10 protein-coding genes are annotated in these 11,702 nt (G+C 64.2%); 8 read left to right on the top strand and 2 right to left on the bottom strand.

Features of this window, described 5'->3' with window-relative positions; genetic code table 11:
* Nucleotides 1-36 precede the first annotated feature (36 nt).
* Together C6571_RS08385 and C6571_RS08380 are read right to left on the bottom strand one after the other, a co-directional pair.
* Nucleotides 37-603: a YdeI/OmpD-associated family protein gene (locus C6571_RS08385; RefSeq protein ID WP_106446282.1), complete on the bottom strand. Its 567-nt coding sequence runs from the start codon at nt 601-603 to the stop codon at nt 37-39.
* Nucleotides 604-645: 42 nt separating this feature from the next.
* The gene (locus tag C6571_RS08380) at nt 646-1,860 is read right to left on the bottom strand and encodes a Fic family protein (RefSeq protein ID WP_106446281.1); all 1,215 of its coding nucleotides are present in this window, start codon (nt 1,858-1,860) and stop codon (nt 646-648) included.
* 480 nt (nt 1,861-2,340) lie between these two features.
* Between C6571_RS08380 and C6571_RS08370 the strand changes: the two genes are divergently transcribed.
* The 8 genes from C6571_RS08370 (at nt 2,341) to C6571_RS08335 (ending at nt 11,670) form a co-directional block, all read left to right on the top strand.
* Nucleotides 2,341-3,777: a Fic family protein gene (locus tag C6571_RS08370; RefSeq protein ID WP_106446280.1), complete on the top strand. Its 1,437-nt coding sequence runs from the start codon at nt 2,341-2,343 to the stop codon at nt 3,775-3,777.
* 138 nt (nt 3,778-3,915) lie between these two features.
* On the top strand, nt 3,916-5,322 hold the full coding sequence (locus C6571_RS08365; RefSeq protein ID WP_106448123.1) for a DUF2130 domain-containing protein: 1,407 nt from the start codon (nt 3,916-3,918) through the stop codon (nt 5,320-5,322).
* 228 nt (nt 5,323-5,550) lie between these two features.
* A complete protein-coding gene (locus C6571_RS08360) occupies nt 5,551-6,060 on the top strand; it encodes a DUF1993 domain-containing protein (protein WP_106446279.1) in 510 nt (169 codons plus the stop codon).
* Between the two features lie 64 nt (nt 6,061-6,124).
* Nucleotides 6,125-6,910, top strand: a complete 786-nt coding sequence (locus tag C6571_RS08355; protein WP_106446278.1) for a DUF72 domain-containing protein — start codon at nt 6,125-6,127, stop codon at nt 6,908-6,910.
* Nucleotides 6,911-7,103: 193 nt separating this feature from the next.
* Nucleotides 7,104-7,232, top strand: coding sequence for a hypothetical protein (locus C6571_RS20175; RefSeq protein WP_273361371.1), 129 nt, complete (start codon nt 7,104-7,106; stop codon nt 7,230-7,232).
* Between the two features lie 121 nt (nt 7,233-7,353).
* A complete protein-coding gene (locus C6571_RS08345; protein ID WP_106446276.1) occupies nt 7,354-8,742 on the top strand; it encodes a homoserine dehydrogenase in 1,389 nt (462 codons plus the stop codon).
* Nucleotides 8,743-8,931: 189 nt separating this feature from the next.
* Entirely contained in the window at nt 8,932-9,810 is an 879-nt protein-coding gene (locus C6571_RS08340; protein WP_106446275.1) for a PA4780 family RIO1-like protein kinase, read from the top strand.
* A 717-nt stretch (nt 9,811-10,527) separates the two neighbouring features.
* Nucleotides 10,528-11,670: a baeRF3 domain-containing protein gene (locus C6571_RS08335; RefSeq protein WP_106446274.1), complete on the top strand. Its 1,143-nt coding sequence runs from the start codon at nt 10,528-10,530 to the stop codon at nt 11,668-11,670.
* Nucleotides 11,671-11,702: the final 32 nt, after the last annotated feature.

The raw sequence follows: 11,702 nt of genomic DNA, 5'->3' as shown, positions 1-11,702 counted from the left end.
CTAGCGTCTGCATGTTCCTCACGCTGGCGACACATTTCAAGGACTTTCGCCGCGCCCCAACTTCGCCAACACTTCCGCCATGCGCTTCTCCCGGGTTTCCGGCCGCTGGGCACTCTGCAGCCGGTGGTAGATGGTGAATAGGCTCTGGCGTTTGAGCGTGGCGTAGAAAGCGTGGGCAGCCGGGTCTAGTTGCAGCGCCGTCAAAAAGTCTTCGGGCATCTTCATGGTGGCGCTGCCGGCGTAGGCGGTGGCCCAGCGCCCATCGATGCGTGCGGCTTCTATATGCACTAGGCCGGCGGCTTGCATGCGCCCTTGCTCTATCAGTCGCTCGGCATGCTGCACGTTTTTCTGCGACCAATTGGAGCGCGCACGGCGCGGCGTGAGGCGTTGCAGAAACGAGGTGTCGTCCAAGGACTTGCGTATCCCGTCGATCCAGCCCCAGGCGATGGCGGCCACCACGCAGTCGTCCCATGTCACGCTGGGCTGGCCGGTGGCCTTTTTGAAGATGCGCACCCACAGCTCAGTCTCGCTGGCGTGGTTTGCCTGCAGCCATGCGTTGAGCTGTTCTGGCGTTTCAAAGGCGTGATGCGCGGTATTGCTCATGTATTGATAGCTTCTTGCGCTTATCTCACATGCGTTACCGGCCTATTTGGCACACAAGTCGTACCCAACACTTCGCCCGCCACCCTCCAGCCTGCGCAGCACGCCGCGCTCCAGCAGGTCATTGATATCCCGCAGCGCCGTGTCTGCTGAGCATTTGCCCATCGCCGCCCACTTGGCGTTGGTCAGCTTGCCCTCCATACCGTCCAGCACGCGGTTCAGCACCAGGGTTTGCCGCGCGTTCATGGGCGTGCCTGCCCAGCGCTGCCAGAACTGGGCCTTGTCCAGCACGCCTGCCAGCGTGGCGTCTGCGCCCTGCACGGCGCGCAGCAGGCAGCCCAGAAACCAGTGCAGCCACGGGGTCACGTCCAGCGGGCCTTTTTGGGTGGCCTCTAGCTGGTCGTAATAGTCTTTGCGCTCGCGCTGTATCTGGGCGCTGAAGCTGTAGAAGCGTTGGTGTGCATGTTGCCCCCACGCTCCGCCGCTGCGCGGGTCGCTGCCCCCCAGGGGGGCGCTCGTGCCTTGGGGCGGCCCGGCGGCACTCATTCCTTCTGCGCGGGCCAAGGCCATGTCGCCCACGGCGCGGCTCAGGCGGCCGTTGCCGTCGTCAAACGGGTGCAGGGTAACCAGCCACAGGTGGGCCAGCCCGGCTTTGATGATGGCGTCGCCCGCCGGGGCGGTTTCAAACCAGTCAAAGAAGGCCTGGGTATGCGCGGGCAGGGTGGCGGCGGGCGGGGCTTCAAAGTGCACCTTCTCCCGCCCCACGGGGCCGGACACCACTTGCATGGGGCCGCTGGCATCGGTGCGCCACGCGGCCACGGTGATGCGCGTGCGCCCGCTGTAGCCGGTGGGGAACAGCGCCGCATGCCAGCCAAACAGGCGCTCAGGGGTCAGGGGCTGGTCAAAGTTGCGGGTGGCGTCCAGCACCACGTCCACCACGCCGTCCACATGGCGGTCGCTGGGGGCCAGGGCCCCAATGTCGAGGCCCAGTTTGCGGGCCACAGAGGAGCGCACGGCGTCCAGGTCCAGCCGCTCGCCCTCAATGGCGCTGGTGGTGATGACCTCTTGCGTCAGCACTTGCAGGGTGGCCTGGTCGCGCTGCGGCAGGCCCAGCTCGGCCATGCGCCCGGCCAGCATGCCCTGCGCGCGGTGCACCTGGGCCAGTGGCGCGGCGAGTGCAGCGGCGTCAAAAGCAAGGTGCGGCCAATCGGACAACTGCCAGATGTAGCGGGGTGTGCGGGTGGGGCGGTGGTGGCGCATGCGGCGATTATGCGGATTATTCGCCGCTTGATGTGCGGTGAATACCGCCGCAAGTAGGCCCAAATGCAGATGTACAAGCTAATTTTGCTTTATTTTTGATAGCTACTAGCGCCTATTCAGTAAGCGCTGGAGGACGATTTGGCTATCAAATATTGGCCGAATCCACCTCCGCCTCGGGGCCACAGCTGCGGAAACATAAAGCGCCGCGCATGCTGCGGCAAGCCGAAGCGCATCTTGCCTTGTGTCGCGTCGGATTGGAGCGGGCCGCGCTTGACCCGTTGGCCCAGTGCATTGGTGGCGCTCCGGTCGCTCATGCCGGGCAGGGACTTGAAGTCGCAGGGCTGTGTCGACACCTGGCGCCGAATACTGTTTGCGCTCGCGCTGCAGGTGGCTTGCCGCCGATTTGGCCCAATTTGCTTTCCAACGGCTGATCGCGCCAACACACTGGCGCAATTCAGTCAATCGCGCCAAAATCGCGCCATGATCTCAAAAATCGCGCCACTCGCAGCGCCATTGCGCGCCACCGATTTGCTGCAAAGCATTCAGAACACGCCAACCGGTTTGACCTTGGCCGAGCTACTGGCGCTGCACCCGGCGGTGGCACGCCGCACGGCCCAGCGCTGGCTGGGGCAGGCGGTGGCAGACGGGCGCATCGTGGCGCTGGGCGCAGCGCGGGCGCGGCGGTATCTGCCCGGTGCTGCCCTGCCGCTGGTGGCGCCAACCAGCGGGCATGCTGAAAAGGGCGATGGCTTTCCCGCCGCCATCCCTTTGTCTGCCGACAGCCGCGATGTACAGGCTTATGTCGATCAGCCGCTGGCGGCGCGCAAGCCAGTGGGCTACCAGCACGATTTTTTGGCGTCGTACCAACCCAATGTGAGCTGGTATTTGCCCGCACCGCTGCGCCGCCAGTTGCACAACATGGGCCACACCGCCCAGGCGGGCGCGCCGGCTGGCACTTACAGCCGGGCGATTTTGAATCGCCTGCTGATTGATCTGTCGTGGGCGTCCAGCCAGTTGGAGGGCAATACCTATTCGCGGCTCGACACGCGGGCGCTCATCGAGCATGGGCAGGCGGCGCAGGGCAAGGCAGCGTCAGAGACGCAGATGATCCTGAACCACAAGACTGCCATTGAGTTGTTGGTGGAGAACGTGCAAAGCGCCGGAAATTTGGCTGGGCAAGGCGGTGCAGCAATGGCCGAGTTTGACCGCTACACGCTGATGAACCTGCACGCGGCGCTGTCTGAAAACCTGTTGCCCAACCCGGCGGATGAGGGGCGAGTGCGCCAGCACATCGTAGAGATTGGCCACAGCGTGTTCCGCCCGTTGGCGGTGCCGCAGCAGATTGACGATGCGCTGGACATGCTGCTCACCAAGGCGCGCCAGATTGCCGACCCATTCGAGCAGGCGTTTTTCATGCTGGTGCATGTGCCGTACCTGCAGCCTTTTGCAGATATCAACAAGCGCACGTCGCGCCTGGCGGCCAATGTGCCGCTGTTTCGCGCCAACCTGTGCCCGCTGACCTTTTTGGACGTACCCGAGGCGGCCTACAGCCGCGCAATTTTGGGCGTGTATGAGTTGACGCGGGTGGAGCTGCTGCGCGATGTGTTCGTGTGGGCCTACGAGCGCTCCACGCAGGAATACCTGGCCATCAAGCAAGACTTGGCCGAGCCCGACCCGATTCGCCTCGCCTACCGCGACGTAGTCAAGCAGACAATCCACGCGGTGGTGACGCACCCGCAGGATGAGGCGCTGACCGTGATTGCCCACGCCGTGGCCGCCCGCGTGCCCGAGCCGGACCGCGCGGCCGTGCAGGCCGTCATCGTGGATGAACTGCGCCGCCTGCATGAGGGCGTATTGGCACGCTACGGCCTGCGTCCATCAGAGTTCGCTGCGTGGAAAGTGCGGGTGCAGGGCTGATCATGGACTGGGCGGTCGTTCTTTTTGATAGCCACTAGCGCTTGAACCTCGCCCCACGCTGGCGGCGGCCCACCGCCCATGGCGCATCCCTGCCCGCTATGCTCCCCCACCAACGAAACACGACCCACGGTGACCGCCATGCACGACATCATCTGCCCCCACTGCAACAAGGCGTTCAAGGTGGACGAAACCGGCTATGCCGACATCCTCAAGCAGGTGCGCGACGCGGATTTCCACGCGCAGTTGCACGAGCGGCTGGAGCTGGCCGAGCAGGACAAGCGCAATGCGGTGGCGCTGGCCGAGGCCCAGGTGGCCCATGCGCTGCAGAAGGCGGCGGCCGCCAAGGACACCGAGATTCAGGCCCTGAAGGCCCGGTTGGATGCGGGCGCGGTGGAGCGCGATCTGGCGGTGGCGCAGGCCCTGAGCGCGGTGGAAAAGCAGCGCGATGCGCTGGCCCATGAACTGGAACGTGCGCGGGCGGCGCAGCAGGCGGCGGACCAGTTGGCACAAGCGCGGCTGGCGCAGGAGCTGCAAGGTGTGGCCGCGCAAAAGGACGCCGAGATCGAGCGGCTGAGGTCGCAGCTGGAGGCGGGCGAGGTGGCGCGCAGGCTGGCGGTGTCCGAGGCGGTCGCGGTGGTGGTGCGGGAGCGCGATGAGCTCAAGAACGACCTGAACCTGGCGGTGGTGAAGAAGCAGCTGGAGGAGGCCGCCATCAAGGAGCAGCACGCCTTGCAGCTGCGTGACCGCGACGGCGAGATTGCGCGCCTCAGGGACATGAAGGCGCGCCTGTCGACCAAGATGGTGGGCGAGACGCTGGAGCAGCACTGCGAGACGGAGTTCAACCGCATCCGCGCCACGGCTTTTGCGCACGCGTATTTCGAGAAAGACAACGACGCACGCAGCGGCAGCAAGGGCGACTACATCTTTCGCGACCTGGACGAGTCGGGCAACGAAATCGTCTCCATCATGTTCGAGATGAAGAACGAGAGCGACCAGACCGCCACCAAGAAGCGCAACGAAGACTTCTTGAAAGAGCTGGACAAGGACCGCACCGAAAAAGGCTGCGAATATGCGGTGCTGGTGTCGCTGCTGGAGCCCGAGAGCGAGCTGTACACGGGCATCGTGGACATGTCGCACCGCCACCCCAAGATGTACGTGGTGCGGCCGCAGTTCTTCATCCCCATCATCACGCTGCTGCGCAACGCGGCGATGAAGTCGCTGCAGTACAAGTCGGAGCTGGCGCTGGTGAAGGCGCAAAACCTGGACATCACCCGGTTCGAGACGCAGCTCGACGAGTTCAAGGGCGCCTTCGGGCGCAACTGGCGCCTGGCGTCGGACGGGTTCGAGGAGGCGGTTCGGCGCATCGACGAGGCCATCAAGGACCTGGAGAAGACCAAGGAGGCGCTGCACAAGTCGGCCAACAACTTGCGCCTGGCCAACGACAAGGCCGAAGACCTGACCATCAAGAAGCTGACACGCGGCAACCCGACGATGGCGGCCAAATTTGCCGAGCTCAAGCAGGCGGGGATTTCGGACGGTGAATGACGCGGCGCGGGGCCGTGCACAGTGGCAGGGCGCTGCGCGGAGCCAGCCGCATGCCGAGGGGGTATTGCGCTGCGCCACGCCACCTGCACAGGGCGCGGGTTACAGTGCCGCGCCAGGGCGATGGCGGCGGGAGCAGGCGTTTGGCCCAGCGCCAGATTCACTGCAACTGTCACGCCAATCCCTCCCGTTGGCCTCCCTTTTTCCACCCATAACTACCAGACCCACCCCATGACCAGCCCCATGTACACCCACTCGGTTCCCGTCTTCAAGCAGATGCTGACGGCTTTGAAAACCATCCTTGCGCAGGCCAGCGAATACGCCGCCGCCAAGTCCATCGAGCCCGATGCCCTGTTGCAGGCGCGGCTGGCGCCCGACATGTTTGCGCTGCTCAAACAGGTGCAGATTGCCGCCGATTTTTCGCGTGGCATTGCGGCGCGGCTGGCGGGGGTGGAGGTGCCGAGCCTTGCAAGCCAGGAGAAAAGCTTTGCCGACCTGGATGCGCTCCTGGCGCAGACCCTGGCCTTTCTGGACAGCGTGGACGCAGCCCAGTTTGAAGGCAAGGAAAGCGTTGAGATCGTCTTGCGCCCCGGCACGCCCAAGGAGAAAAAGCTCACTGGGCAGGTGTACCTGGCCAACTACGGCCTGCCGCAGTTCTTCTTTCACGTGACCACCGCCTACGACATCCTGCGCCACAACGGTTTGCCGATTGGCAAGCGCGACTTCATGGGCGCGTACTGACGCACGCCAGGCACAGCCCGTGGCGGGTACAGTGAAATTCTTGTGAGTTCAGGAAAGGCCCGCCATGGCAAGCGCCGCACACCCTCACCGCAGCCGCCCCCAAATCCGCATCGGCATTGGCGGCTGGACCTTCGAGCCCTGGCGCGACAACTTCTACCCCGCCGGGCTGGCGCAGAGCAAGGAGCTGCACTACGCCAGCCGCCAGCTCAGTGCCATCGAGGTGAACGGTACCTACTACAGCACCTTCAAGCCGCCGACCTTCGCCAAGTGGCACAGCGAGACGCCGGACGGCTTCCTGTTCTCGCTCAAGGCCAACCGCTTCGCGACGAATCGGCGGGTCCTGGCCGAGGCGGGTGATTCGATTGCCCGCTTTGTCGACAGCGGCATCTCCGAATTGGCCGAGAAGCTCGGGCCCATCGTCTGGCAGTTCATGCCGACGAAACAATTCGAGCCCGAGGACTTCGAAGCCTTCCTCGCCCTGCTGCCCCAACAGGTGGACGGCCGCCGCCTGCGCCATGCGCTGGACGTGCGGCACGAGAGTTTCGCCACGCCGGCCTTCCTGGCGCTGGCGCGCCAATACGGCTGCGTGCCAGTGCACACCGATGCAGAGAAATTTCCCGCCATTGCCGCGCCTGACGCCGATTTTGCCTACCTGCGGCTGATGCGCAGCCAGGCCCATGTGCCGACCGGCTACACGCCCGAGGCCATCGCCGCCTGGGCCCAGGGCGTGCGCGCCTGGACGAGCGGACAGCGGCCGCGCGACGTGTTCGTGTACTTCATCAACGGCGCCAAAGAGCGCGCGCCGGCAGGCGCGATGGAGTTGATGAAGCAGTTGGGCCTGCAGGCATAGCCCAGGCGCAGGCGCGGCGAATGTGGATGAAATTCGCCTCTTGCGCTGATTCAGCATGCACTTGCAGCTTCTGATTCGATAGCATTTGGTAGCCAAACCATGCCGCCACGCACCATCCATGGCGCGCACGCAACGCCCAGCCAGGCAAAGGCTTGACGGCGCCCCAGGGGCCGCAGGTACACTGCCCCTCCTCATGCCGTACACCTGCCACCACGTCACCGCACCTGCCGCTGCCAGCCATGGCATGTGCATGATGCTGCCCGCATTCACGCGGGCGATGGGTGCACGAATGATGATCACCATTACCCCCGCGGCCACCTGAGCACGCGCAGGTGGCCGTTTCGGCAGCCACCTGGTGATCGCTCTCTTCTCCCCAAGACGAATGCATGAAACCCAGCTCTGGCAGCTGGGTTTTTTTGTTTGTTCGTTGCCAGGAGATATCCATGTTCCGCGATCCCGTCCAGTCCCTAGAGACCCAGCCCAGCCCTTCCGTCGGTGCCATCCGCCCTCTGCGCGTGGGCATGATTGGCATGGGCACCGTGGGCGCAGGCACCTTCCGGGTGCTGGCGCGCAACCAGGCGCTGATTGCCGGGCGCGCCGGGCGCGGCATTGAGGTGGTGGTGGTGGCCGCGCGCAATCTGGCGCGCGCCGTGGGGGTGGTGGGCACCGATGTGGCGCTTACGAATGACCCGATGCAGGTGGCCACGCACCCCGGCGTGGATGTGGTAGTGGAAGTGGCCGGTGGCACAGGCGCTGCGCGCGAATGGGTGCTGGCGGCCATTGCCGCAGGCAAACATGTGGTCACGGCCAACAAGGCACTGCTGGCAGTGCACGGCAGCGAGATCTTTGCCGCCGCGCTCGAACACGGCGTGGCGGTAGCGTACGAGGGCGCGGTGGCGGTGAGCATCCCCATCGTCAAGGCGCTGCGCGAGGGACTCACGGCCAACCGCATTGAGTGGGTGGCGGGCATCGTCAACGGCACCACCAATTTCATTCTCAGCAAGATGCGCGATGAGGGGCTGGACTTTGCAGCGGCGCTGCAGCAGGCGCAGGCGCTTGGCTACGCCGAAGCCGACCCCAGCTTCGACATCGACGGCGTGGACGCCGCGCACAAGATGGCGCTGCTGGCGGCCAACGCGTTTGGCATGCCGGTGCGTTTTGCCGATGCGCAGGTCGAGGGCATCACCCGCCTGCAGGGGCTGGATGTGGCCTGCGCCGAGCAGCTTGGCTTTCGCATCAAGCTGCTGGGCGTGGCCAGGCGCCGCGAGGACCACGGCGTGCCGGGTATCGAGCTGCGCGTGCAGCCCGCGCTGGTGCCCGCCACGCACCTGATGGCGCAGGTCAACGGTTCGATGAACGGCATCATGGTCAAGGGCGACGCGGCAGGCGTGACGATGTACTACGGCGCAGGTGCCGGCTCCGAGCCCACCGCATCGGCCGTGATTGCCGACCTGGTGGACGTGGCGCGGCTGGGCGGCACCCACGCGGCCCAGCGCGTGCCGCATTTGGGCTTTCATGCCCACGCGGTGGACAACGCCCTGGCCGTGCTGCCACGCGCTGCCGTGCACACGCGCCACTACCTGCGCGTGCCCGTGCACAGCGGCGAGCAGACCGGCGCCGTAGGCGCCTGGCTGGCCACGCAGCAGGTGCCGGTGGCGCAGGTGCAGTTGGCCTGCGACCAAGCCTTGCCCCCCGGCACGGGCCCCCAGGTGCTGGTGCTGACCGGGGCGGTGGCCCAGGCCACGGTGGACCTCGCCATGCACGCGCTGGCGGCCCACCCCGCCGTGGCAGGCCCGGTGGCGACGCTGCGGGTGGAGATGCTGGAGGGCTGAGTCGCACAGGGAAAATTGTGGTCAAAACAGGCTCTAGCGCTTATTCATCATGCGCTAGCAGCTATGATTTTTGTAGTTTTCTTCTCCGCCCTGGCAGCAACTTCCACCCCCTCGGCGCCCGTGCCATCGGACGCTGTGCCTTCCCGCCGGCAAAATCCGCGTTCGCTTGCATCGCGCACAATTCCCCGAATGAAAGCACCCCCCCGACTCCAATCCCTCATCGACGAAGGCCTGATCGACACCGTGGTGCGCCAGCTCATGAGTGACAAGGAGGCCATGGTGTTTGTGGTGCGCCACGGCGAGCAAACCCTCTGCGCCAAAATCTACAAAGAGGCCACGAACCGGAGCTTCCGCCAGGCGGTGGACTACACCGAAAACCGCAAGACCAAGAACTCGCGCACCGGCCGCGCCATGGCCAAGGGCAGCAAGTTTGGCCGGCAGGAGCAAGAAGCCGCCTGGCAAAACGCCGAGGTGGACGCGCTCTACCGCCTGGCCGCCGCCGGCGTGCGCGTGCCCCAGCCTTTCAATTTTCACGACGGCGTGCTGCTGATGGAACTGGTGACCGACGCCCACGGCGACGCCGCCCCGCGTTTGAACGATGTGTCGTTCACCCCCGAACAGGCCTTGCAACACCACGCAACTCTGATTGCCGAGGTGGTGCGCATGCTGTGCGCGGGCGTGGTGCATGGAGACTTGTCGGAATTCAACATCCTGCTGGCCCATGGAGACGTGCAAGGCGAACCCGAGAGCACGGATTTCCCCGTCATCATCGACCTGCCCCAAGCCGTGGACGCGGCCGGCAACCACCACGCCCAGCGCATGCTGCTGCGCGATGTGGCCAATCTGCGCAACTTCTTTGGCCAGTTTGCGCCGGCACTGCTCAAGACCGAGTACGGCGCCGAAATCTGGAGCCTGTACCAAAGCGGCATGCTCGGCAACGAAACCCCCTTGACCGGCCGCTACGAACGCAGCCACGCCGATGTGGACATGCAGGCGGTGCTGCGCGAGATTGATGACGCGCGGGACGAAGAAGCGGCGCGCCGGCTGCGCATGGCGACGGCAGGGTAGAGCAGTTTGGACGGCTTGCTATTCTATTAATAGCTTGTTGCGAACGCTTCACGGGCGCCAGAAGCCAATTTGGTCTGACTAGGTGGCGGCCTCAGACAAAATCTCGCCATGAAAAATTGACTGCGCCGCCGGGCACACATCCAGGCGTCCGCCCTTTGCCTGCATCCCATTAAAGCCGCGCTCTCACTGTTGTCTGTCGGCATTTCCAAGGCAGCCGCATCGCCAGGCCATTTTGCCAAAACCTAGCCAAGCCAATGGGCGGCCCCCGATTCCCGCTGGGAAATCAAACATCGAACTGCGCGCGGAAACGGGGCAAGTCCTGTGCATTGGTGCCCCGCAGCGTGGACAGGTCGACTCCTGGGCTGCGCATCTCAGTACCTCAAGCCGGGGGGTGGGCTGCTTCGCACTGAGCCTGACGCCTGCAAAAATCCATATTGATAAATATCAACAGATATTTTCTAGCAAGAACTACCATGAATTGACGAAAATATTTTTCAGGACGCTAGAAACCGTCGCAAGCCTTGAAATACTCAATACCGCCCGCATATGCTTTATTCGATCTTTGCGAAAATTCGTTGATATCCGGTAATTTTGATATGGGATAACTTTTCGCAATGGAAGCGATTACTTCAGACCTATCTCAATAGATAGCCGCATTAATTTACGCCACAGCTTTTCAAACGCTGTTTTTCAATTCGACTTTTGAAAGGTTTATTTATGAATTCTTTAAACCATGACTACCCAGAGGTTCTGCTGCGCAATGAGGAGACGCCTTGCCTGTCGCTGTACCAGTCGACCCACCGCCAGCACCCCGACAACGTGCAGGACCCGATCCGGTTTCGCAATCTGGTGAAGGAAATGGAAGAGTCGCTGCGCCAGAAGTACCCCAAGCGCGAAGTGGCGCCGCTGCTGGAGCCGTTTGAGGCGCTGGCAGCCAATGCCGATTTCTGGAACCACACCAGCGATGGGCTGGCGGTTCTGAGCGCTCCGGGCCTGTTCCGCGTGTACCGACTTGAGCGTCCGGTCACGGATCTGGTCGTGGTGGCAGACAGTTTTCACACCAAGCCGCTGCTGCGCATCACGCAATCGGCAGACCGCTTCCAGGTTCTGGGCCTGAGCCGCGACAGCTTCAAGCTGTTTGAAGGCAACCGCGACAGCCTGCTGGAAGTGCAGGCCCCGGACAGCGCAGCACAGACTGCGGGCGAGATGCTGAACAAGGAAACCGACAGCCGCGAAGGCGCGCACCGCTCTTACGGCCCCACCGGGGACTCGGCCTGGCACGGCACCGACGTCAAACAAGACGCCGCCGACCGCGACATGGAACAGTTTTTCCGTGCCGTCGACCAGGCCGTGATGCAGCGTGGCGGTCCGTCAGGCGGAATGGGGCTGATTCTTGCGGCGCTCCCTGAGCACCACAACCTGTTCCGTTCGGTCAGCAAAAACCCGCTGCTGCTGAAAGAAGCCATCGACGTGCACCCCGACGCCATGTCGGTCGATGCGCTGCGCGAGCGCGCCTGGGAACTCATTCAGCCGTACTACCTGGATCGCCTCTCGGGCCTGCTGGACAGCTACGGCGCTGGCGCTGCCAAGGCGCTGGGCTCGGACGTGCTGGCCGACATTGCCAAAGCGGCCGTGGAAGGGCGCGTGGCCACGCTGCTGCTCGAGGCCGACCGCCTGGTGCCGGGCCGGATCAACGCCAGCACCGGCAAAGTGACTGCTGGAAAGCTGAGCGATCCGAAAGTGGACGACCTGCTGGACGACCTGGGCGAGTCGGTGCTCAGCAAGGGTGGCGAGGTCGTGATGGTGCCGGCCGAACGCATGCCCACGCGCACGGGCGCAGCAGCGGTTTTCCGCTTCTGACCCCTTCCGTCTGACAGCAAGGCGCCCGGTCA

Origin of the sequence: Simplicispira suum (assembly GCF_003008595.1) — a bacterium.
In the GTDB taxonomy this organism is placed as follows: Bacteria; Pseudomonadota; Gammaproteobacteria; order Burkholderiales; family Burkholderiaceae_C; genus Simplicispira; species Simplicispira suum.
This window is presented reverse-complemented; position numbering and strand designations above follow the sequence as displayed.

Coding starts and splice junctions, on each gene's coding strand:
- C6571_RS08360 (WP_106446279.1), top strand. CDS start 5,551: ATGACCAGCCCCATGTACACCCACTCGGTTCCCGTCTTCAAGCAGATG.
- C6571_RS08365 (WP_106448123.1), top strand. CDS start 3,916: ATGCACGACATCATCTGCCCCCACTGCAACAAGGCGTTCAAGGTGGAC.
- C6571_RS08340 (WP_106446275.1), top strand. CDS start 8,932: ATGAAAGCACCCCCCCGACTCCAATCCCTCATCGACGAAGGCCTGATC.
- C6571_RS08345 (WP_106446276.1), top strand. CDS start 7,354: ATGTTCCGCGATCCCGTCCAGTCCCTAGAGACCCAGCCCAGCCCTTCC.
- C6571_RS08385 (WP_106446282.1), bottom strand. CDS start 603: ATGAGCAATACCGCGCATCACGCCTTTGAAACGCCAGAACAGCTCAAC.
- C6571_RS08335 (WP_106446274.1), top strand. CDS start 10,528: ATGAATTCTTTAAACCATGACTACCCAGAGGTTCTGCTGCGCAATGAG.
- C6571_RS08370 (WP_106446280.1), top strand. CDS start 2,341: ATGATCTCAAAAATCGCGCCACTCGCAGCGCCATTGCGCGCCACCGAT.
- C6571_RS08380 (WP_106446281.1), bottom strand. CDS start 1,860: ATGCGCCACCACCGCCCCACCCGCACACCCCGCTACATCTGGCAGTTG.
- C6571_RS20175 (WP_273361371.1), top strand. CDS start 7,104: ATGCCGTACACCTGCCACCACGTCACCGCACCTGCCGCTGCCAGCCAT.
- C6571_RS08355 (WP_106446278.1), top strand. CDS start 6,125: ATGGCAAGCGCCGCACACCCTCACCGCAGCCGCCCCCAAATCCGCATC.